The organism is Vibrio sp. 1401 (assembly GCF_033340295.1).
On record NZ_JAWOWF010000063.1, the window covers coordinates 1 to 23670 of the forward strand.

Below are 23670 nucleotides of genomic sequence, written 5' to 3' on the forward strand. Positions count from 1 at the left end.
TGAAACTCAGTATATTGTTTAATAATTATTCAATTTCGGACGACTTGGTTTTCTGTCCGAATTACGCAACAAAGCCTGGTGAATTGGACCTCGGTATCGCGCAATCAGACTGGCAGTATCATGCTTACAAAGGAACCAGTAAGTTTGAAGAAAGCGGGCCTTTTAAAGAGCTACGCGCCGTATTCTCCGTTCATCCAGAACCGTTTACTGTCGTTGCACGTAAAGACGCGAACATCAAAACTTTTGATGATTTGAAAGGTAAGCGCGTTAACATTGGTAATCCTGGTTCTGGTCAGCGAGGTACTATGGAAGTGCTAATGAACCAGTATGGTTGGAGTAACGACGACTTTAAGCTTGTCTCTGAGTTAAAAGCAGCAGAGCAATCAAAAGCACTTTGTGATAACAAAATTGATGCGATGATTTATACCGTTGGTCACCCAAGTGGAGCGATTAAAGAAGCCACTACGTCGTGTGATAGTAATATCGTAACGGTAGCTGGACCTAATGTAGAAAAACTGGTTGCAGACAACAGCTTCTATCGTGTCGCAAATGTCCCGGGTGGTATGTATCGTGGCACAGATAGTGATGTTCAAACCTTTGGTGTGGGCGCGACGTTTGTTTCTTCTACTGCGGTACCAGAAGATGTGGTTTATAACGTGGTTAAAGCGGTATTTGAAAACTTCGATGATTTCCGCCGTCTCCACCCAGCGTTTGCAAACTTGAAGAAAGAGGAAATGGTAAAAGACGGTTTATCTGCGCCTCTTCACCCAGGTGCGCTCAAATACTACAAAGAAGTAGGGCTGATTAAGTAAGCGTTACCTTCTCTTATTATTGATGTAAAACGCCATCTTTCTCGATCAATGCCACTCGTTTAACTGCGAGTGGCATATTTCTATTTCTTGTCATCCTGTACAGCGACGAAGGAGCGTGATACAGGATCTTCCATCCGAGCACTTTGTGATCAAAATGGTTTCATTAGCCGCTCAGTGTAGTGCTATTAGATTCCTAACCTCGCTGGAGTGACACAAAAAATCGTTAGGCTATCTGCATTAATCTTTCGCGCTAGCGTTTTTTAGGAGTGTTATCCACTTGTACAAGTTTTGCTTAAACATAAACATCAATGAAAAAGTAGAGAGTGATGAGAATAGAAGAAAGAGCAACAAACCCTTTAACATGATTGGGATTCAGTTGACGAGATACACGAGCTGCAAGATACCCACCTACCAACGTACCGACCAAAACAACACTACCTGTGTGCCAATCAATGGAGCCATTGGCAACAAAAATCACGATAGCAATGAGTGAAACACACGTAGATACGAGCAATTTCAAACCGTTCATTAAATTAATGTCTTGGTGACCAGCTACTACCAGATAACTCAGAACAATAACCCCTAAACCTGCGTTGAAAAAACCACCGTAAGCAGAGACACCAACAAGTAGTAAACCCAACGCGATTGCTCCGAGTATGCCAGCATGTTTGTGCTCTTTCGCGACAGTTTTGATTAGCATTGTTAAACGAGAACCGGTGAGAAAAAGCACGGTGGCAAATAAGAGTAACCAAGGGATAGCTTCCATAAATAGCGATTCTGGCGTGTTGAGCAACAGATATGCTCCGACAGCGCCGCCGACTAAACTGAATGAGACTGTGAACAGCAGTTCATGCTTGTTCTTCATGATCTCTTCTCTGAACCCGACGGCTCCGCTAATGTAACCCGCACATGAAGCATACGTGTTTGTTGCGTTAGCCATAATAGGAGGAACACCAACTGCCAATAGAGCCGGAAAAGTAATAAAGCTTCCGCCTCCTGCTATGGAGTTAATGATCCCACCAATTACGCCAGCAACGAATAAAAGTGCGAGTTCTAAAAGCATAAACAATCCTTGTTATGTTCTTTTTCATTGTTAGAGCTTCAGATGCTCTAACCCACATGCTCTAATGTTCTGATATGAGGTTTACTTTACCCGCTCTAAAACAAAATTGTTCAGTTCTGTAACGTTTTTGATGACATGAACGGTTTTACTTTGAGAGTACCCTTCGAGGCGAGACATAAAGTCATCATTCCAGAATGCAGGGCATTGCTGAAGAACTTTGTAGCTTTGTAACGTTCCTTTCAGTACCGAACTACCATCAGGCCAACCTTCAGGTTTAATGAAAAGTCCTTTAAGGAGACGTTTCGTCACAAACCAATAGCTTACTGAGTATGGTAGATCAATATAAATGAGAGTATCGGCTGCATCTAAACGAGCGTTAAAAGAGCTGATCGGTCCAAGGCCATCTATAATCCAACGATCTGAGCTTAGTATATTGCTATGGGCTTCATCAAAAACGTTACGCTCAACGGGATCACCGTTTGGTTTATAGACTATTGAATCTAATTGATGAAGAGGAAGACCGGTAGCAGACGCGATTGCTTTACTTACCGTCGATTTTCCACTGCCGGGTTTACCAAAAACTGCTATTTTTTGCATTGTGACCGCCTCCAAGAGAGCTTTTCCCATACGGTAGAGACAGAAAACCCACCGTTATGGGTGGGTTCGATAAATACTGAGCGCATCAAAAAATCCCACCATTCCTATGGAATGATGATAATTCGTTGGTTAAGTTGCGCTAAGTGTGTGTTCATACAATCACCTTCATATAACGACAGTGATTTGTCAATACCATCTGCACAATAAGCGAACGATTTGGAGGGCGGAAGATAAAGCCATCACGATGGATGGCTTTATCTAGGTTGAAAGAGACAGCGATTACTGCTCAACGCTGACTGGCTGTGCTTTAAACTTTTGAATCAGCTTTACGATTAGTGGACTTGCCAATACCAATACAGCTAAAACAGTAAAGGTAAGGGTAATAGGACGCTCCCATAGGAAACTCAGTTCTCCATCTGAAATCATTAATGCGCGGCGTAAGTTCTCTTCCATTAATCCTCCAAGGATGAAGCCCAGCAATAAAGGTGCGAGTGGGAAGTTAGCGAGCCGAAGTGCAATGGCAGCCATAGCCACAATCAGCATCACGAACACATCCATAGTATTAAAAGAGACCAAATAAACGCCGGTGATTGAGAAGAATAAAATCATCGGTAGAAGCACCGTTCTTGGAACCGCCAAAAGCTTTGAAATGTACGGAATCAACGGTAAGTTCAGGATCACAAGTACGATGTTGCCGAAGTACATGGAAATGATCACTGACCAGAACACATCTGGGTGTTCAACAAATAGGCGAGGGCCAGGTTGAATACCATAAGCGATCAGCGCACCGAGCATTATTGCTGTTGTACCAGAGCCCGGAATACCAAGCGTTAATAGCGGTACAAATGAACCACTAGATGCTGCATTGTTCGCAGACTCTGGCGCAACCAAACCACGTATACTGCCTTTACCGAACTCATCCTTTTTCTCTTTAGGTGCGAGGTTGCGCTCCATACCATAGCTTAAAAAAGCAGCAATGGTTGCCCCTGCGCCAGGAAGAACGCCAATGAAGAAACCTAATATTGAAGAGCGAATTGAAACAGGCGCAACATCTTTGATTTCTTCCTTGGTCACTTTCATTGAGCCAATGTTGCTCAGCTTTTCTTGTTCTTCATCGCTGGTGTCTTTTGATGGTTTAAGGATGCCCATCAGTGTCTCACCCAGTGCGAATGTCGCCATTGCAAGCAACAAGAAGCTAAAGCCATCCATTAAATCCGTTAAACCGAAGGTAAAGCGTTCAACGCCTACGCCTTTATCGATTCCAACTGTAGATAGCATCAAACCAAGAATGGTCATCATCCACGCTTTGATTACCTGACCTTTCCCCGCAAAAGCCGCGACTGCTGATAACCCAAGTAGCATCAACGCAAAATAGTCCGACGATTGGAAGCTAAGGGAGACGCTAGCCAATGCTGGTGCGGCAACAAGCAACATAATGGCAGATAGCGTACCGCCAGTGAAAGACGAATAAGCTGCCAAAGCTAATGCTTTACCTGCCTGGCCTTTTTGAGCCATTGGGTAGCCGTCGAATGCTGTGACCACGGTTGAAGAACAACCCGGCGCGTTAATTAAAATCGACGATGTAGAACCACCAAATACCGCACCGTAATAAACACCCGCCATTAAAATAAGGCCAGAGGAGGGCTCTAGGCCATAAGTAATTGGGATCATCAAAGCAATGGCTGAGATCGGCCCAAGTCCAGGTAACATGCCGATAAATGTACCGACGAAGCAACCAACGATCACCATCATAATGTTCATTGGCATTACTGCGGTGGATAAACCTTGTAGAATTCCATCTAACATAATTCAGTCCTTTCTTTGACTACCAGATGGTGAAAATCAAACCCGGTTCGAGATAGATGTCCAAACCTTGAGTGAGTAATAAGTAGAACGCGATCACGAATGGAAACGACGCGCCAAACAGAACGGGTTTACGTCTTTCCCCGAGCAGATAAAAGCCAGCCAATAAAAAGAAGCCAGTAGCTATCACAAAACCTAAGTACGTCAGGCCCACGCCGTAGAGTGCCATTAAAACTAAAAAGGCAATCAGTAACTTCCAATTGAAGGTCAGCACTGCGCCACTTTGTTTATCTGGTTGTCCTGTCACCAGCAATAGCAAAGAAAGGCCGACACCAACGTAAGTCAGGATGGTTGGCAGAGTACGTGCGGTGAATGGTTCATACTCATCACCTGGAAACAATGGAATCTGCGAGGTTTGATAACCGTAGCAAAGACAGAAGAGTAGAAAGATCATTGCGCCGACGCGGTCACGACAGAGCAAATACTCTTTGGTGAAAAAGTTGGTTGAACGAGGCATATTCAACTCCTAACAAAAGTAAAAAAGACCGCATATGGACGTCAATGAATAAACTAAACCATTAACAATTAAGCATTTCGCTGCTAGTCGAGCCGCTTTGGGTATATAAACAAAGGAGTGTGCATGCCGATTGTCGACAATGTCCAGATGCGGTGAAACTTAGAGTGCAAATACAATGGGGAAATACCAACCTACGTTATTCATTGAGGTTGGTATCTGAGGGACCCCAATTCGACTGTTACTTCAGGAAGCCTAACTCGCGCATTAAGTCACCCATCTGTTGCTCTTGATCTTCAAGAAACGCGAAGAATGCTTTATCCGCTTTATAGTTGTCGATCCAACCATTGCGGTCTCGAACGACTTGCCATTCGTCGGTGTTATACATTTTAGTAAATGCGGCATTCCATTCATCTAGCTTTTCTTGGCTTGTGCCTGGTGCTGCAAAGAATCCACGCCAGTTAGCAAAGACAGTTTCATTACCATATTCGGTGAGAGTTGGAATGTTAGGCGCAGCTTCTAAACGTTTTGGTGCTGTAATCGCTAACACTTTCACTTGCCCAGACTTAGACATTTCGAGTACTTCACCTAGCCCTGTAGAGAGCAGTTGTGTTTCGCCTGAAAGTAGGGCTGCCATGGCTTTTCCACCTGCATCATAGGCAATGTAACGAACTTTACGCGCATCAAAACCTTCACCTTTGAAAGCCGCTGCTATAACCAAATGATCCATAGAACCACGAGCAGAGCCACCAGCAACCTTCACCTTACGTGGGTTTTCTTTAAAAGCTTTAACGACATCTTCCCAAGAGCTATAAGGAGAATCGGCTGATGTAACAATGGCGCCATAATCGGCAACCGTTGCGGCAACAGGAGTCAAGTCGCGGAAAGATTGTGGGAAGATCCCACTGAGCGAGCGAACGACGATCGGTGTTGAGTTCACCATGAGTGTATCTTCTTGACGATCAGCCGTTTCAATCAAATGTGCGATTGCTTTGCCACCGCCACCACCAGATAGGTTTTGAAATGATACGGTTTCGACGATGTCTGATTTTATTAATACATCACCAGTACCTCGGGCGGTCATGTCCCAACCGCCACCGGCACCTCCAGGGATAAGAAAGTGCATTTTTTCAATATCTGCAGCAAGAGCGTTGAATGAAAATGAAGCTGCGATGATTGAAGCGGCGAGCGTTGGTTTGAGTACCTTTAACATGTTCACGTTCCTTATGTTAGCGACTCTATTTAGTTGAGCCTTATTGTTTTTGCTCAGTTGTCATGCCTTGTAAGCGTTAAAGCTGAACTTGGTGTAAAGGTTAATTAAGTGTTAAATATCTGTCTGTAAAAGAGATATAAAGAGAATATTGAGCATTTCGGTTATTTTGTTCATAAAGTTCACGGCGAGAAGTTGGTGTTAGGTCACGCGGCTTTACGCTTTGGTAGGCCATAATAAAATGACGGAAAATGAACGAGGAAAAGAGAATGAAAGGGACGTGTTTGTGCGGCGCAATTGAAGTCATCGCTGAGGTTAAAAATGAGGTTAGCCTGTGCCATTGCTCTATGTGTCGAAAATGGTCGAGTGGCGCACTCCATGCGGTGCATTGTGGTCCTAACGTAACGTTTAAGGGGGCCGAGCCAAAGCGTTATCAATCGTCTGACTGGGCGGTGAGAGGTTTTTGTGGCGAATGCGGCACAAACCTTTTCTATCATTTGTTGCCGACAGGTGAGTACATTCTTTCCGCTGGTTTGTTCGATAACCCAGATTTCAAACTCACTTTAGAGATTTTTACCGATGAAAAGCCAGCTTATTATGACCTCAATTCCGCTTCACAAAAGATGACTTCGCAACAAGTCTTTGATCAATTTGTACCTAAAGAATAGTTTTTTATCCGATTATTGTTCGACAGCTGAGCTTTTAGTTTTTAGATCATAAGCTTAAAGGTTTATAAGTTGTCGACAATATGAATTTCCCATTCTTGATTTCTGCTAAAAACGGCACTTAATAGGCATTTTTGGCCCATTTAAATTACGACCTTAGTCTAAATTGTCGACAATTTACTTGATTGTCGACACTTTGATCGACTACTTTATATTCAGGTTAAGAAATTGTAGACATTTCGATGTCGGTAACAAGAGTATCTGAATATGAACTCTGAGTTGAAAGCTCGTTATAAAGTGCTGGGTTCTGAGAAAGAACACACCAAATCCGAAACGCTGACCGAAACACTGATTGAAGTCATTGTTAATGGCGACGTGAAGCCTGGCCATAAGATATCAGAGCCTGAGCTAGCAAAGAAATATCAAGTCAGTCGTGGGCCTTTGCGTGAAGCATTGATGCGCTTAGAGGGGCTAGGGCTCATCGAGCGAATTCCTCATGTTGGGGCTAGAGTGACCACTTTTTCTCCGGAAAAGCTGATAGAACTTTATGCCGTTCGAGAAGCATTGGAAGGCATGGCGGCAAGGTTAGCTGCGCGACACATTACGCAAGAAGAGCTCTTAAGCTTGGAAATGCTATTGTCGACACATTCCAAGCATATAGACCAAATGGAAGGCGCGTCTTACTTCCATCAACATGGTGACTTTGATTTTCACTATCGCATCATCCAAGCGAGCAGAAACAGTAAGTTAATATCTCTGCTGTGTGATGAACTCTATCACTTATTACGGATGTATCGTTACCAGTCGCCACGTGCACAATCTCGCCCGAATGAGGCGCTCACCGAACACAAATTCATTTTGGAAGCCATTCGCAATCGCGATGAAGAGCTTGCAGAAATGTTGATGAGAAGACACATATCAGGAAGTCGAAAGCTCATCCAATCTCAAATTATACATACAGAAAGTTTAGACAAAGACTAGAAGGAATTCGTCATGAGCTTAACACCGGGAGCGAAATTCAGACTCGCCATTGAACAAAATAATCCACTACAAATTGTCGGCACTATAAACCCGTATTGCGCCATGATGGCAAAAAACTTGGGTCACCAAGCGATCTATTTGTCTGGTGGCGGTATCGCAAATGCGTCATACGGATTGCCGGATCTCGGTATCACAACATTAAACGACGTTTTGGTTGACGTTGACCGCATCACTAACGCATGTGATTTGCCTCTTTTGGTTGATATCGACACGGGTTTTGGCGGTGCATTTAACATTGCTCGCACGATCAAAGCGATGGAAAAAGCGGGCGCGGCAGCGGTGCACATGGAAGACCAAGTCGCACAGAAACGTTGTGGTCATCGTCCGAACAAAGCAATAGTCAGCCAGCAAGAGATGGTTGATCGTGTAAAAGCCGCGGTTGATGCACGCAATGATGAAAGTTTCGTGATTATGGCTCGTACTGACGCGTTAGCTGTTGAAGGCATGGACAGCGCAATCGAGCGTGCGATTGCGTGTGTGGAAGCTGGCGCAGACATGATCTTCCCAGAAGCGATGAACAAGCTGGACCAGTACCTTCAGTTTTCAAATGCGCTTGAGCAAGCGACCGGAAAGCACGTTCCTATTCTGGCGAATATTACAGAATTTGGCGCGACACCGCTGTATGGCTGCGATGAGCTAGCGAAAGCACAAGTGGACATGGTGCTTTATCCGTTAAGTGCGTTCCGTGCCATGAACAAAGCTGCTGAAACGGTCTACAAACATTTGCTAGAAGTGGGTAATCAGGAAGCACTGGTTGATTCGATGCAAACACGTAAAGAGTTGTATCAGCACCTGAATTACCACGACTATGAAGACAAACTTGACCAGTTATTCTCTGAAGGGAAATAGCGGGGGAAAAGCAAAAATAAACGGAAGCCCAAGAAAAAGATAATCGGAATTTATCTCATCTAATAACGTGAAATTCGTTTGGCTAAAAACACCCCAGAGAGGGAAAAGTCAGACAGAAAAGGAGTTCAAACAATGTCTCAAACTGCAGAAAATAAAGCAGAATTAGGTGGCGCAGGCCTTCGTGGTCAAAGCGCAGGAAGCACAGCTTTATGTACTGTCGGAAAAACGGGAACTGGTTTAACTTATCGTGGATACGATATTACTGATCTTGCGAACAACGCACAGTTTGAAGAAGTGGCTCACCTTCTGTTACGCGGTCACTTGCCGAATCAACAAGAACTTGATGCGTACAAGACACACCTACTCAGCCTTAGAGGTTTGCCAGCCGAGCTAAAACAAGCTTTAGAGTTGATTCCTGCAAGCGCACACCCAATGGACGTGATGCGCACGGGTTGTTCTGTATTGGGTAACCTAGAGCAGGAAATGAGCTTCGAGGAGCAACTGAAAGCAACCGAACGTATGCTAGCCTTGTTCCCTGCCATCATCTGTTACTGGTACCGCTTTAGTCATGATGGCGTGCGTATCAACACCGAGGATCAGACTGAAGATTGCATCGGTGGTTACTTCTTGCGATTACTTACAGACAAAGCGCCATCTGCGCTGCACAAACAAGTGATGCATTGCTCGCTTATTCTTTATGCTGAACATGAGTTTAATGCTTCTACATTCGCAGCACGCGTTTGTGCATCAACGTTGTCAGACATCCATTCTTGTATCACGGCAGCAATCGGTACGCTTCGTGGACCACTTCACGGCGGCGCAAACGAAGCGGCGATGGAAATGATTGAAGATTGGCAAACGCCCGATGAGGCGGAAGCGAACATCATGAAAATGCTAGCCAATAAAGACAAGATCATGGGATTTGGTCATGCAATTTATCGTGAAAGTGACCCTCGCAACGCCTTAATAAAACGCTGGTCCAAAGAGCTATCGAAACAAGTTGGTGATACACATCTATATGCGGTTTCTGAGCGTGTTGAATCAGTGATGAAGCGAGAGAAAGGTCTGTTCTGTAATGCGGACTTCTTCCATGCATCGGCTTACCACTTCATGGACATTCCAACCAAACTATTCACCCCAATCTTTGTGATGAGTCGTTTAACGGGCTGGGCTGCACACGTTTATGAGCAACGTGCCAATAACCGCATCATTCGCCCAAGTGCTGATTACACGGGCCCAGATCATCAAGAATGGGTGCCTATCGAGAATCGCTAGCGCGAAGGTCAACGAGGGCATTATATGCTTTGGTTGACCACCTCCTTCCTTTGTCATTCTCTCTAACAGAGGAAGGAGATCCTCTCATCACTGTGTTTCTGGAGCAATGGAAAACCTTGATGAAGGCAAGATGTAAAGACTGAATGGAAGCAAACCATGAACACAAATATTAATACCCAATATCGTAAGCCGCTTCCGGGAACTCAACTGGATTATTTTGATGCACGCGAAGCCGTCAATGCCATTTCTCCTGGAGCCTATGAAACACTCCCTTATACCTCTCGCGTGCTAGCTGAGCAGCTGGTCCGCCGCTGTGACCCGAACACATTGACAGATAGCCTGAAACAGTTAATTGAACGCAAACGAGATCTTGATTTTCCTTGGTATCCAGCACGCGTTGTTTGTCATGACATTCTTGGTCAGACCGCTCTAGTCGATTTAGCGGGTCTGCGCGATGCCATTTCAGATCAGGGCGGTGATCCTGCAAAAGTGAACCCAGTGGTTGAGACACAATTGATCGTTGACCACTCTTTAGCGGTTGAACATGCGGGCTTTGACCCTGATGCCTTCGACAAAAACCGCGCGATTGAAGAGCGCCGTAATGAAGACCGATTCCACTTTATCGAGTGGTGTAAAACAGCGTTTGAAAACGTCAGCGTGATTCCAGCTGGGAATGGCATCATGCACCAAATCAACTTGGAAAAAATGTCTCCTGTGGTACAAGCAAAGCAGGGCATTGCCTACCCAGACACCTGTGTGGGTACGGACAGTCACACACCTCACGTAGACGCTCTTGGTGTTATTGCGATAGGTGTCGGTGGTCTGGAAGCAGAAACCGTCATGCTTGGCCGACCATCAATGATGCGTCTACCAGATATTGTCGGTGTCAAACTGACGGGTAAACGTCAACCGGGCATTACCGCAACGGATATTGTCCTCGCGATTACTGAGTTTCTGCGTAATGAGCGAGTGGTATCTTCATATCTTGAATTCTTCGGAGAAGGCGCACGTGATCTAACGATCGGAGACCGCGCAACGATTTCAAACATGACACCAGAATACGGCGCAACAGCTGGCATGTTTTATATTGATGAGCAGACCATCAATTACTTGAAACTAACTGGTCGAGATGAAGAACAAGTTGCTTTAGTAGAAAATTACGCAAAACAAACCGGTCTTTGGGCAGACGGTCTTTATAGCGCCGTTTACGAGCGCGTACTTGAGTTCGATTTATCATCAGTTAGCCGTAACTTGGCTGGTCCGTCAAACCCTCATCGTCGTTTACCAACTTCTGAGTTGGCACAGCGCGGTATTTCTGGAGCGTGGGAAGAGAAAGAAGGCGAGTTGCCAGATGGTGCAGTGATCATCGCTGCTATTACCTCATGTACGAATACCAGTAACCCAAGAAACGTGGTTGCTGCTGGCCTTGTCGCGAAGAAAGCCAACGAACTTGGTCTTGTACGTAAACCTTGGGTGAAATCGTCTTTTGCTCCGGGTTCTAAAGTTGCACGCTTGTATCTGGAAGAAGCGGGCTTGTTACCAGAGCTAGAGAAGCTTGGCTTTGGCATTGTTGGTTACGCATGTACAACTTGTAACGGTATGAGTGGTGCGCTGGATCCAAAAATCCAACAAGAGATCATCGACCGTGATTTATATGCGACAGCGGTGCTTTCTGGTAACCGTAACTTTGATGGTCGAATCCATCCGTACGCCAAACAAGCTTTTTTGGCTTCACCACCATTGGTTGTCGCTTATGCGCTGGCCGGTACGATTCGTTTTGATATCGAGCGCGATGCACTGGGCACTGACCAACATGGCAAACCAATTTACTTAAATGATTTGTGGCCAAGCGATGAAGAGATCGATGCAGTTGTCGGTACTCATGTTAAACCTGAGCAGTTTAAGCAAGTTTACATTCAGATGTTTAAGCTGAATGATCAAGAGCAAAATCCCAACCCGCTGTACGACTGGCGTCCGATGAGTACCTATATCCGCCGACCACCGTACTGGGAAGGTGCGCTAGCGGGAGAAAGAACATTGTCTGGCATGCGTCCATTGGCGATTCTGGGCGACAACATCACCACTGATCACTTATCACCATCCAACGCGATTCTCGCAAGCAGCGCAGCAGGTGAATACTTAGCGAAAATGGGTGTGCCAGAAGAAGATTTCAACTCTTACGCGACTCACCGTGGTGACCACTTAACGGCGCAACGCGCGACCTTCGCTAACCCAAAGTTGTTCAATGAAATGGTGAAGGAAAACGGCGAAGTCGTGCAGGGATCTCTGGCGCGTGTAGAGCCAGAAGGGCAGGTGGTTCGTATGTGGGAAGCGATTGAAACCTACATGAATCGTAAACAACCATTGATCGTGGTGGCTGGCGAGGATTACGGTCAGGGGTCATCCCGTGACTGGGCAGCAAAAGGCGTTCGACTGGCGGGCGTAGAAGCCATTGTTGCTGAAGGCTTTGAGCGTATTCACCGTACTAACTTGGTTGGCATGGGCGTACTACCACTGCAATTTAAGTCGGGCGTTAACCGCAATACGCTAGAGCTGGATGGTACGGAACTTTACGACGTGGTTGGAGAAATCAAGCCGGGCGCTGATTTAGCGCTGGTTATCACACGCAGCAACGGCGATAAAGTCGATGTTCCGGTTACTTGTCGCTTAGATACCGCTGACGAAGTTCACGTGTACAACGCAGGCGGTGTTCTGCAGCGTTTCGCGCAAGATTTCTTGGCACAATAAGGAGTGCGTATGTCAAATAATACTCCGAATCAAACAAGCCAAATAAAAGTGCCCGCGACGTACATGCGTGGCGGCACGAGTAAAGGTGTCTTTTTCAACCTAGAGGATTTGCCTCAAGAAGCGCAAGTGGCTGGAGCCGCACGTGACAAACTGTTGCTACGCGTTATTGGCAGCCCTGATCCTTACGCGAAGCAAATTGATGGCATGGGGGGCGCGACGTCAAGCACCAGTAAAACAGTGATTGTTTCGCGCAGCAGCAGAGCCGATCACGATGTTGACTACTTATTTGGCCAAGTGTCGATCGACAAACCATTCGTCGATTGGAGTGGTAACTGCGGCAACTTGTCTGCCGCTGTCGGTCCTTTCGCCATTCATGCTGGTCTGATCCCACAAGACCGCATTCCAGAAAATGGAATTGTGACGGTGCGTGTTTGGCAAGTGAACATAAGCAAAACGATTTTGATTCACGTGCCAATCGTCAATGGTTTCGTCCAAGAAACCGGAGAGTTTGAACTCGATGGTGTCACGTTTCCAGCGGCAGAGATTCAAGTGGATTTTGTTGATCCTTCCGATGGCGAAGGAAGTATGTTCCCAACGGGCAACTTAGTTGATGATTTGGTGGTGCCGGATGTGGGTACGTTCAACGCGACCTTTATTAACGCGGGCATACCAACCATTTTTATTGATGCTGAATCGATAGGATATCAGGGCACCGAGCTGCAAGACGATATCAACAGCGATGACACAGCATTAGCGATGTTCGAATCCATCCGCGCATATGGCGCGTTAAAAATGGGCCTGATTTCTGATTTAGAAGAAGCTCAAACACGCCAACATACGCCGAAAATAGCGTATGTTTCTAAACCGAAAAGTTACCTGTCTTCAAGTGGTAAAGCCGTTAATGAGTCGGATATTGATGTGCTCGTTCGCGCGCTGTCGATGGGCAAGCTACATCATGCAATGATGGGAACAGCAGCCGTTGCTATTGCTTCTGCTGCGTGTGTGCCCGGAACGTTAGTGAATTTAGCCGCTGGTGGCGGTGAAAAAGAGTCCGTGACTTTTGGTCATCCGTCAGGAACGTTAAAAGTTGGGGCACAAGCGAAACAAACTGAGCAGGGCTGGGTGGTGAAAAAAGCCATTATGAGCCGAAGTGCGAGAATACTGATGGAGGGATTTGTGCGTGTACCCTTCTATGTCTTCGATTAAAAGAGACGATCTTTGGATTAAAAGAGCGATCTTTGAGTAGAACGAGAGCAATGTCAGGACATACTGGAGGAAGCAATATGTCTTCATACGAAAAAGAATACTTATGGGCGAAGAATGAACCGGAGAGTTTTTGGCGCGCTCAAGCGGAGAATCTCGATTGGTTCGAATCTCCTAAAACTATCTTGAAATCTGGTGAAAACGGCATAGAACGTTGGTTTCCAGATGGTGTAATGAATACGTGCTGGTTAGCATTAGATTACCATTGCGAGCAAGGACGCGGTGATAATACTGCACTCATTTATGACTCGCCAGTGACAGGCCGTAAAGCCACGTACACCTATAGCGACCTACGTGACCAAGTAGCAAAAATTGCTGGCATGCTGTCTGCTCAAGGTGTTGAAAAAGGCGACCGAGTCGTTATTTATATGCCGATGATCCCAGAAGCCGCAATGGCGATGCTTGCCTGCGCGCGTTTGGGGGCGATTCATTCCGTAGTATTCGGCGGTTTTGCTCCTAATGAGCTTGCTGTACGAATTGAAGATGCAGAGCCGAAAGTGATCATGACGGCGTCGTGCGGGATTGAGATCAACAAAGTCATTCCATACAAACCAATGGTAGACAAAGCCATTATGGACAGCCGTTGGAAGCCTGAGAAAGTGTTTGTTTTCCAACGTCCAGAGTGCGACGCTGAGCTAAACCAAGATAGAGACTTAGATTGGCAGCGAGAGTACAACCAAGCGCTGCCACATGGTTGTGTTCCGGTGTTAGCAACCGATCCGCTCTACATACTTTATACATCGGGTACGACAGGTAAGCCGAAAGGCGTTGTGCGTGATAACGGTGGCCATGCTGTCGCGATGAAGTACTCCATGAGCGCAATCTATAACATTCCTCAAGATGGCGTCTTTTGGGCGGCATCTGATGTGGGCTGGGTAGTCGGGCACTCTTACATTGTTTACGCTCCACTGATTCACGGTTGCACTACCATCCTATTCGAAGGCAAGCCTGTTCGAACACCGGATCCTGGCGCATTTTGGCGAGTGTGTGATGAATATAAAGTAGATGCGTTGTTCTCTGCACCAACGGCGTTTCGTGCGATTAAGAAAGAGGACCCGGAAGGCGAGCACTTAAAACGGTACGACTTGTCGAATCTGAAAACCATCTTTATGGCGGGAGAACGCCTTGACCCTCCGACACTGGAGTGGGTTCAGAGCAAAGCGGACAAGCCCGTTATTGACCACTGGTGGCAAACCGAGACGGGCTGGGCCATCGCGGGCAACCCGACAGGTGTCGAAATGATGCCAGTTAAAGCTGGTTCTTCGACGAAGCCCATTCCGGGTTATCAGGTCGAGATTCTGAATGAACTTGGAGAGGCTGTCGGGCCTAACCTACAAGGCTTTGTCGCATTAAAACGTCCGCTACCACCAAGCTGTCTGCCAACGGTTTGGCGTAATCATGACCGTTTTGAAACTGGTTATCTTAGCCAATTCCCAGGCTACTACGTGTCAGGTGATGGTGGCTATCTGGATGAAGACGGTTACCTGTTTATTATGGGACGTATTGATGACGTGATTAATGTCGCGGGACACCGATTGTCGACAGGTGAAATGGAAGAAATAGTAGGAGGCCACCCAGCGATTGCAGAATGTGCGGTGGTTGGTATCCACGATTATCTAAAAGGTCAGCTTCCACTTGGCTTTGTGGTACTAAAAGACGGTGTAAAAGTGGATGAGCTAGACCTTGAAGGTGAGCTTGTGGGCAAAGTGCGTAGTGAGATAGGTGCAGTTGCTTGCTTCAAGCATGCGTTGGTTGTAGACCGTTTACCGAAAACACGTTCAGGTAAAATTTTGCGTCGAACTATACGTCAAATAGCTGATGGTGAAAAATACACCGTTCCGTCAACGATTGATGACCCAAGTAGCTTGAACGAAATTGAGCGAGTGCTACGACGCTGAGAAAAACTCAATTCTAACTAACCCCTGATCCTCGAACTCTGTTGGTTGGTTCTGCCTCTGTACGTTTATTAAGTGCAGGGGCCTTTTTGTTGTTCAAACAGTACAAACGTATCGTGAAAGCATTTGTGACTTGCCAATACGACGTTTTCCTCACAAACTACAGCCATTCCATTTTTAGTGACCCTTTGTATGACCACGTTTGCGATTAAACCTGCGTGTTTTAGCGACCTAGAGTTGCTCAACGATCTTATGTTCGAGCTTCATGATGAGCATCATCTTCAATCTCCTGAGCTTTTCAAAACGGCAGAGGAGATAGAACAAGAAAAAAGCATTGCTCGATATATTGATGACCCTGAGTGCCTTGTTTACGTAGCAAAACAGGGAGATGAAATTTTTGGCTTTATCTCTGGTCACTTCTGTGAACTTATTTCTACCGTCAGCCAGCCAGTTATGATGGGAAGTGTGGATGAGCTCTATGTGCTGCCTGAATATCGAAAACAAGGTACGGCGCAGGCATTGATTAATAAAATTGAGTCAACGTTCTCTGATTACGGTGCAAAACAGATGTTTGTTGAAGTATGGCATTTTAACCAGGGCGCAATATCTTTGTATGAAAAACAAGGATTTGCACATCATATCCACTATTTAAGAAAACCGCTGAACGAATAATCGTATTTAACTTTAATATTGTGATTTAGGTTCTATCTAATTGAAATCATTCAGTTCGTCAATAGACTTTTCTCTATAAGTTGCTTGCAATGTTAACAAATTGATATGCACCCACATTGGTATCGGCGTTTTTGTCTGCTTGTTTATTAGTAGCACGAGGATCGTGCTTACAAAAACAAGAGGACAATATTTTGAAACTAATAAAATCGTTACTTGCTTTAGCCGTTTTGCCAATGTTCGCAAGTGCTGATGATTTGTCACAGGCGCAAAATCATACTATCCAACCCCAGATCGTAGGCGGAGTAACTGCCGACCCACGTGACTGGAAATTCTACACCCAAATTGTTAGTCGTTATGGTAACCGATCATATTGTGGGGCCAGTTATATCGGGAATGGTTACGTCCTGACTGCTGCGCATTGTGTTGAGGGTGATTCTCCGAATCAGATAGCGGTTAAAATCGGTGGCGTTGTTTATAACGGTAGTGACGGTGTTCGTGCAAACGTCAGTGAGATCCATATGCACCCGGCATATCGCCGCGCGACGCTTTCTCATGACCTCGCGGTATTGAAGCTCGACTCTGTACCTCAAGGTGTTTCTTCAGTTGAGATTGCGAATGGCAGTCTAACGCAATACGCGAGCATCGGAGATTGGCTTAGTGTTGCTGGCTTAGGGCGAACTTCTGAAGGAGGAAGCTCTCCGTCTCGATTGCAAGAGGTTGACGTCCCACTTGTGTCGGATATGACTTGCCGTCAAGCCGGTGGCAACTACACAACGGTTGGAGAAGTGTCATTCTGTGCGGGTATTCCTCAAGGTGGGATAGATTCTTGTCAGGGAGATAGTGGTGGTCCAATCGTCATTAATCGCAGTGGTGTAATTACTCAACTTGGTGTGGTCAGTTGGGGAATAGGTTGTGCTCGTCCTGGTATGTATGGGGTTTATAGCGATATCGCTGCTATGCGCAATTTTGTCGATGGTGTTATCGGAACAGCAACACCACCAAAAGAAAATGTTTCTGTTGGATACACCACCGAACAGACACTGGCATCATTTAATGTTGGGGAGTTACAGCAACATAGCTTTGTTATCCAGAATTCAGGGAACACCACGTTCACTGTGGAAAATGTTCGCGCGTTTGCTTCGGGTGTTACTGATGCAGCTGTTATTGCCAATGATCAGTGCTCTCAGGCGACGTTAGCAATGAATGCAAGTTGTCGTGTTGATGTTGAATTTGGTGCTACTCAGAGCGGAGAAGCAAGAGTGGCTTTGAACTTCAACGTTGATAAGACCAGCACACAATACCAAGCGTTAGTATCTGCTCAAGCGAAAACGATGACAACGCCTCCCACAGATAGCTGTACAACTGTATGGCAAGCCAGCTTAGTGTATCTCAAAGGAGATACGGTCACTTGGAATGGTAAAGTTTGGCAAGCGCAGTGGTGGACTCAAGGTGATAACCCAGCAGACTCAGGGCCTTGGGGTGTTTGGCAAAAAGTAGGCGATGAGAATTGCACGTCTAACTAACGATCGGGCCAGTGAATTTGATTCGTTGACCATGAGATAAGATTCATTCTTGGTTTCAACGATCAGTACATAGTTATCATAACTGGGGTTTATTGTTTGCGAATAATAAGCCCTTTTTTATTGTGTCAACTATGAGAACCCACAAAATGTGTATGACTTTGTCCTGACGTTATCTTTATATAACTGGCAGAATTGCGATCAACATTTTATATTTTGTCTGATTTTTGTCAGGTTTGCATTAAATTATTCTCCAGTGAGCGTTGAGTTCAGGTTTTACGCGATCAACTCAGTTTGGCATAACTCGTTACTTAATTTTTGTCGAAAAAGATAAGATTAACTGCCATGATTCATTGGTTATCATTATGTTTATTTAAGGTCATATTTTGTGTTGAGACAGCTGTTATTACTCATCCTTTGTTTTATTTTGTTACCTGTTTCACCGATCTCTACGGCTAAAGCCACTGCGAGCGAAGTTAAAGGAGCGCTCTGTATTGTTCGCGCTGATGACAAGTTAGTGCTAGTTCATGAAGTATTAACGGATAAGATTTCTCTACCTGGCGGAACCATCATTGATGGTGAGTCTCCACAAGTTGCTGCTCAACGAGAAACGTGGGAAGAAACCGGTATAGTGGTTACGGTTGGAGAGGAGCTTGGCAGAACGGACACTGCAGTTTTTTACGACTGTATATCAGACTCTGACATTATCGCTTTTTCTATGAATAATTCTTTAGGTGGAAATGAACTGCCTATTTGGTTTGCCCCTCATTATGGAGTAGAAGTTGCGTCAGCGATGCTGCTTAGCCCATCTGAATTACCATCATCTTTGTATCGTTATCCTGAGCAATGGCCACAAGTCACTCAGTTTTTTGATCAAGCTACCAAGCAATCAGTATCTTATGTTACTCAGCTGATCGAATCCGCGCCTTCATTTCGTCAGGTTGAATTGGCGTGGCTGATAGATTTACAGAGTTGGGTAGGGGCGTTGTCAGAAACGAGTTACGAGGTAGCTAGTCAGATCTCGAAACTCGTTATAGATCTGACAGAACCAACGGTATTACTCTTTCTATTTCCTTTTGCCATGATGCGCTTTGGTAGCCGGTTTGTGTACCGACTCTTTTTCGCAATTAGTGCAACGTCGCTTATGGTGCTTGTCGCTCAACAAGGCTTTTCGCTACCGCGCCCACATGTCTATATACCAATGATGGAGTTAACGCACAGCTTTGGCTTTAGTTTTCCTAGCTTGCCTATCGCTGTGTGGTTTTGTGTGCTGACGTTCTTGTTTCATAGAACCCAGTATTTTGGTTTGAATGGAACAACGGCAGTCTTCGTGTTCATCACTCTTACTGTGGTGTTAGGTAAGTTTTTCCTCGGCAGTGCCTTTATTTTAGATATGTTATTTGGCGCGCTGTTAGGCAGCTTGGTGGCTTGGCATGTTCTTCGACTGGAGACAAATCAAGATGTGAACGTTGATCAAGTTCTAAGCTCAAAAGGCGTCTGGTTCGTTATGACTGCGGCAACAGCGGTCATCTCCGTCATCTGGCCATTACCTGTGTTTGGTCGCTGGCTAGCAATTTTAATCACTGCATCAGCGTTGGTCATGACATTTAAAGAGTCGAAAGCACATTTAGATACTCGGCAGATGATCTTTGTAACGCTGGCATTGTTGCTTGTTGATCAACTCTATTTGTACTCGGCTAATATCGTATCGTTTAGCGGTTTGTGGTCATTAGTCTTGTCGACGTTACATTATCCATTATTAATGTTGTTATTTATGCTGCTTGCAAGGAAGCTGACTTGTGAAAACCAACCGAGCAAAACGTTGCTAGATTGATGGCTGTATTTGTTATCTATTAGTATTTGAGTAAAAACAAAGCCTTGCATTACAGCAAGGCTTTTACACGTTTAGTCCACGAACAACGCCGCTTGCCTATCTTGGACGGCTAGGGGTGTTAAACGTAAGAAGCTTAACGCAACAGACATGGCGGAAAGGGCTATGCATTGAGCACGAACTTTTCTATAGCTTTAGCGACACCGTGCTCATCATTACTTGCCGTAATGTAGTCAGCGATTTGCTTGGTTTCTTCCATTGCATTTGCCATCGCGATACCAAGGCCAGCGTATTTCAGCATGTGGTGGTCATTTTCTGCGTCACCCATACAGATAACTTCTTCCGGTTTAATTCCCAGATACTCGGCAATTGCGGCAACACCAATACCTTTGTTGCTCGCAGGGTTAAGAAACTCAAGGAAAAACGGAGCGCTTTGAACAACCGTAAACGCTTCGCGCATTTCAGCTGGCAGTGCTGCTATAACTTCTGTTAGTTTGCTTGGCTCTGCAACCATCATAGCTTTGATGATTGGATGATCGTCTTCTAGTGATTCGAAGTTCATCTCGGTGACATTTAAGCCATTTATCTTTGCTTCAATATCGGTGTAAGGGTTGTGTTCGTTGGTGATTAAACCATGAACTTGACTAAAAGCATGGACGTACGCACCTAGCTCTTCGGCTTTTCGCGCCACCAATTTTGCAGCTTTACCATCTATGATTTGCTGGTGGATGATGTCGTTTGTGCCTACGTTCTTGACCATCGAACCGTTGTAGTAAAGAACAAAATCTCGATCGGAATGGATATTCAGTTCGTCGAGCTTGTCTTGCATTCCTTCTAATGGGCGACCAGAAGCGAGAACGACAGTAACGCCTGCTTCTCGAGCTTTTGCGATCGCTTGTTTGTTTTCTTCAGAAATGGCTTTATCACTATTGAGTAGCGTGCCATCCATATCTAGTGCGATCAGTTTATACATCATTTCTTACCTTAAAGTTTTTTGGGATCTGTCAGTGAAAAAGGCTTGGTTTAACGTTAACCAGAAACCTGCATTCATTACGCTATGAAACTACAAAATGGTCTATTTTAACAATTAATTTTTGGTTTAAATTGACCTAGACACGCGTGTCCATTATGGTCTTCGCCTTGAAATGTTATGAGTTGAGTGAGTTCTGCGTTGTATAAGCTAAATGAGATGTTTGAAACCATCCAAGGGGAAGGGATTTTCACTGGAGTCCCTGCTGTTTTTGTTCGGCTTCAAGAGTGTCCGGTTGGTTGCTCATGGTGCGATACCAAACAGACGTGGTATGCAGATGAGAATGATCAACGTCAAATAGGCGATATTCTGGTGAAAACGGAAGACTCTCCGACTTGGTGTGTTGCATCTGCCGAGAACATCGTAGAGCAATACCAACAGCAAGGCTTTAATGCTAAGCATATCGTGATTACTGGTGGAGAGCCTTGTATTTATGATCTGCGCCCTTTAACAAAGGCGTTTGAAGATATGGGGTGCCAATGCCAAATTGAAACCAGTGGCACATCAGAAGTGATTACTTCAGAAAATACGTGGGTGACAGTGTCACCAAAACTGGCAATGAAAGGTAAATTGCCAGTGCTTAATAGCGCGTTAGAACGAGCAAATGAGATTAAGCATCCAGTCGGCACCCAGAAAGACATCGACCACCTTGATGACCTTTTAGCAAATGCGAACGTAGCGGCCGAGACTATCATTGCACTACAACCAATTAGCCAGAAGCCTCGTGCTACGCAATTGTGTATTGATACGTGCATTGCCCGCAATTGGCGTTTGTCTGTTCAAACTCATAAATATTTGAGTATTGCTTAGACGAGAGACTCGTCATCATTCGAGGTAGCTTTTCTATCTAATTCCGGTTTCGCGAGTAATGCCGTTGGTAGCTTTGCTATCGAAACATTGTCGATATATCTAAACAATTTATAGCGTTGTAAAAGCTAAGCAGTGTTGGCTGCTGTGGTGTGGTGCTATCTTTGGTTCGACAATCGTTTCGCATTTAATTGATGCCACCAATCTGGCGGCATCAAAATGAAGCTCTGTTGGCTGGAGTTTCACGCTGAGATAAAACGTTTAGAAGCTAACGCAAAAGGTTTTATCCCAGCGCTATTACCGCTAACAAAGACTATTTGCTCGCTAAGTATTCTTCTAAGCCGCTTTGTCGCAGTAGGCACGCTGGGCATTCACCACAGCCTTTACCAACGATTCCGTTGTAACATGTTAAAGTATTGTTTTGGACAAACTCCAACATATTGTGCTTATCAGCTAGAGCCCAGGTCTCGGCTTTAGTAAGCCACATTAAAGGAGTCTTAATGTTGAAGGCTTTATCCATACCTAAATTGCAAGAGAGATTTAGAGAGCGAATAAAGTTGTCTCGGCAGTCAGGGTAACCACTAAAGTCTGTTTCGCAGACTCCCGTAATGATGTCTTGAATGCCAAGCTGGTAAGCATGGATACATGCGTAAGTAAGAAAGAGAATGTTTCTCCCTGGAACGAATGTATTGGGTACGTTAGCGTCGCTTAAGTCATTAGATACCGGAATGTTGTCTCTTGTCAGCGAGCTTATCGCTAACTCATTAATTGATTTTACATCCAGGACTTTGTGGCTTTTGATGTTAAGTTGCTTACCTAATTCGATAGCGATATCTATTTCATCTGAATGACGCTGGCCATAATCAAACGTTATAGCATGAACCTCATCATATGTATTTAATGCATCGATTAAGCAGGTCGTAGAGTCCTGCCCACCGGAAAAAACCACAAGTGCTTTTGTTGTAGCCATGTTGAACCCTTAGTTATGCTCTTTGATTCTTTGGTATTGATACGTATTCTTAGGCGTTTAATCCCAATTACGTACTCGACTTCGTGGCGATTGCGTCCGCAATCAGCTGGGCTGTGCTCTCAAGCACTCTTTGCTTGTCATCATTTGACAGCTTGTGGAGATTCACAGCAAGTTCAGCGGTGATTTCATCTTCACAAAAAAAAATAGTTTAGAGGCACGTTTAGCTCATCTGCGATAAGTTTGAGCGTTTTTACGTCGGGAGTATGGCGCTCCCTTTCGTATTGATTCATCCTTGCACTTGCAGAACTATCATCCATGCCGATACGGATGCCCAGTGCTTTTTGGGACAGATTCGCTTGTTTACGCGCATGCTTAAGGCGGGCTGGGAGTGGGTTATTAAACAACACTTAAAGTTCATACGAAGGACTTGGATGACTAAGATTATCTTAGTTTTTCTGATTTGTGTATACTAAGTAATACTTAGTTATTGCCGAGGTCGCCAAGGCCGTATATGTATAGCTAAACAAGATTTCGTATCTTTAGGTTGATTAAGTTACGTTGAATCTACTTCTTCAAAAACTGCCGTATGGAGGCGCGGGAGGAGCGAGTAAGGGCAGGAGAAACCGCAGCGATTTGTAGAGCAGAATTTGCTCTTCACATAAACGTAGTCGTCTAAGTTGAAGAGCAATATTGTTCTTGATGAACAACTATATACTTAAGTAAATAACTGTGTCGCACAATAGATCAGAGCTGCTGCTAAGCTCATATTGATGACTTTGCCATATCTCTGGAATTGCGATTGAAGTAGCTTTCCTGCAACGGCCCAAACTACGTTGCTAAGAAGTGCGATCAAAGCAAGAATGAGGCTAGTCGCTAAGATCCAGTAGATATTCTGAGTGTGGGGCAGTACGAACGTAGAAATAGAGGTAATTCCATAAAGAATGATTTTCACATTAACGAACTGCAAACCGAAACCTGTTAAGAAACTGATACCTTTAGAATTATCCGATGAAGTTTTGATCTTACTCGGGCTTTGTTGCGTAATTCGGACAGAAAACCAAGTCGTCCGAAATTGAATAATTATTAAACAATATACTGAGTTTCA

At 45.0% G+C, this 23670-nt stretch carries 19 protein-coding genes and 2 pseudogenes; 12 read left to right on the forward strand and 9 right to left on the reverse strand.

What is annotated here, in order from left to right; genetic code table 11:
* A partial coding sequence (locus tag R7Z77_RS21905; protein ID WP_318136829.1) for a TAXI family TRAP transporter solute-binding subunit occupies window positions 1-812 on the forward strand: 812 nt, incomplete at its 5' end.
* Window positions 813-1104: 292 nt separating this feature from the next.
* Here R7Z77_RS21905 and R7Z77_RS21910 read toward each other — a convergent pair.
* The 5 genes from R7Z77_RS21910 to R7Z77_RS21930 form a co-directional block, all read right to left on the reverse strand.
* Entirely contained in the window at window positions 1105-1875 is a 771-nt protein-coding gene (locus tag R7Z77_RS21910) for a sulfite exporter TauE/SafE family protein (RefSeq protein ID WP_053350349.1), read from the reverse strand.
* Window positions 1876-1956: 81 nt separating this feature from the next.
* Entirely contained in the window at window positions 1957-2472 is a 516-nt protein-coding gene (locus tag R7Z77_RS21915) for an adenylate kinase (protein ID WP_115386021.1), read from the reverse strand.
* Window positions 2473-2751: 279 nt separating this feature from the next.
* A complete protein-coding gene (locus R7Z77_RS21920; RefSeq protein ID WP_318136830.1) occupies window positions 2752-4278 on the reverse strand; it encodes a tripartite tricarboxylate transporter permease in 1527 nt (508 codons plus the stop codon).
* A 19-nt stretch (window positions 4279-4297) separates the two neighbouring features.
* The gene (locus tag R7Z77_RS21925; protein ID WP_065274568.1) at window positions 4298-4792 is read right to left on the reverse strand and encodes a tripartite tricarboxylate transporter TctB family protein; all 495 of its coding nucleotides are present in this window, start codon (window positions 4790-4792) and stop codon (window positions 4298-4300) included.
* 238 nt (window positions 4793-5030) lie between these two features.
* Window positions 5031-6002, reverse strand: a complete 972-nt coding sequence (locus tag R7Z77_RS21930; protein WP_005388181.1) for a tripartite tricarboxylate transporter substrate binding protein — start codon at window positions 6000-6002, stop codon at window positions 5031-5033.
* A 266-nt stretch (window positions 6003-6268) separates the two neighbouring features.
* On the opposite strand from R7Z77_RS21930, the gene R7Z77_RS21935 reads away from it, so the two are divergent.
* From R7Z77_RS21935 to R7Z77_RS21980, 10 genes are all read left to right on the forward strand, one after another.
* Complete coding sequence (locus R7Z77_RS21935; protein ID WP_005377278.1) at window positions 6269-6667, forward strand: GFA family protein; 399 nt, start codon at window positions 6269-6271, stop codon at window positions 6665-6667.
* A 264-nt stretch (window positions 6668-6931) separates the two neighbouring features.
* Window positions 6932-7645 (forward strand): GntR family transcriptional regulator, encoded by a 714-nt coding sequence (locus R7Z77_RS21940; RefSeq protein ID WP_005377279.1) that lies wholly within the window; start codon window positions 6932-6934, stop codon window positions 7643-7645.
* A 12-nt stretch (window positions 7646-7657) separates the two neighbouring features.
* Window positions 7658-8554, forward strand: coding sequence for a methylisocitrate lyase (gene prpB / locus R7Z77_RS21945; RefSeq protein ID WP_005377281.1), 897 nt, complete (start codon window positions 7658-7660; stop codon window positions 8552-8554).
* Window positions 8555-8686: 132 nt separating this feature from the next.
* The gene (prpC, locus tag R7Z77_RS21950; protein WP_318136831.1) at window positions 8687-9829 is read left to right on the forward strand and encodes a 2-methylcitrate synthase; all 1143 of its coding nucleotides are present in this window, start codon (window positions 8687-8689) and stop codon (window positions 9827-9829) included.
* Between the two features lie 156 nt (window positions 9830-9985).
* Window positions 9986-12577 (forward strand): Fe/S-dependent 2-methylisocitrate dehydratase AcnD, encoded by a 2592-nt coding sequence (acnD, locus tag R7Z77_RS21955; RefSeq protein ID WP_318136832.1) that lies wholly within the window; start codon window positions 9986-9988, stop codon window positions 12575-12577.
* A gap of 9 nt (window positions 12578-12586) precedes the next feature.
* On the forward strand, window positions 12587-13783 hold the full coding sequence (prpF, locus tag R7Z77_RS21960) for a 2-methylaconitate cis-trans isomerase PrpF (protein ID WP_318136833.1): 1197 nt from the start codon (window positions 12587-12589) through the stop codon (window positions 13781-13783).
* A gap of 77 nt (window positions 13784-13860) precedes the next feature.
* Window positions 13861-15738 (forward strand): propionyl-CoA synthetase, encoded by a 1878-nt coding sequence (locus R7Z77_RS21965; protein WP_318136834.1) that lies wholly within the window; start codon window positions 13861-13863, stop codon window positions 15736-15738.
* A gap of 189 nt (window positions 15739-15927) precedes the next feature.
* A complete protein-coding gene (locus R7Z77_RS21970; protein ID WP_318136835.1) occupies window positions 15928-16407 on the forward strand; it encodes a GNAT family N-acetyltransferase in 480 nt (159 codons plus the stop codon).
* 191 nt (window positions 16408-16598) lie between these two features.
* A complete protein-coding gene (locus tag R7Z77_RS21975; protein WP_318136836.1) occupies window positions 16599-17930 on the forward strand; it encodes a trypsin-like serine protease in 1332 nt (443 codons plus the stop codon).
* Between the two features lie 385 nt (window positions 17931-18315).
* Window positions 18316-19761 (forward strand): bifunctional NUDIX hydrolase/phosphatase PAP2 family protein, encoded by a 1446-nt coding sequence (locus R7Z77_RS21980; protein WP_053304405.1) that lies wholly within the window; start codon window positions 18316-18318, stop codon window positions 19759-19761.
* 160 nt (window positions 19762-19921) lie between these two features.
* Here the strand turns inward: R7Z77_RS21980 and R7Z77_RS21985 are convergent, their stop codons facing one another.
* Complete coding sequence (locus tag R7Z77_RS21985; RefSeq protein WP_017821691.1) at window positions 19922-20731, reverse strand: Cof-type HAD-IIB family hydrolase; 810 nt, start codon at window positions 20729-20731, stop codon at window positions 19922-19924.
* Between the two features lie 216 nt (window positions 20732-20947).
* On the opposite strand from R7Z77_RS21985, the gene queE reads away from it, so the two are divergent.
* Window positions 20948-21598 carry a 7-carboxy-7-deazaguanine synthase QueE gene (queE, locus tag R7Z77_RS21990; RefSeq protein ID WP_318136837.1) on the forward strand — a complete coding sequence of 217 codons (651 nt, stop codon included), beginning with the start codon at window positions 20948-20950 and terminating at the stop codon, window positions 21596-21598.
* A gap of 310 nt (window positions 21599-21908) precedes the next feature.
* Here queE and queC read toward each other — a convergent pair whose 3' ends face one another.
* The 3 genes and pseudogenes from queC to R7Z77_RS22005 form a co-directional block, all read right to left on the reverse strand.
* Window positions 21909-22565: a 7-cyano-7-deazaguanine synthase QueC gene (queC, locus tag R7Z77_RS21995; protein WP_005377298.1), complete on the reverse strand. Its 657-nt coding sequence runs from the start codon at window positions 22563-22565 to the stop codon at window positions 21909-21911.
* A gap of 67 nt (window positions 22566-22632) precedes the next feature.
* Window positions 22633-22972 (reverse strand): annotated as a pseudogene (locus R7Z77_RS22000) (helix-turn-helix domain-containing protein).
* Window positions 22973-23280: 308 nt separating this feature from the next.
* Window positions 23281-23592: pseudogene (locus R7Z77_RS22005) on the reverse strand (amino acid transporter); the annotation flags it as partial.
* Window positions 23593-23670 lie beyond the last annotated feature (78 nt).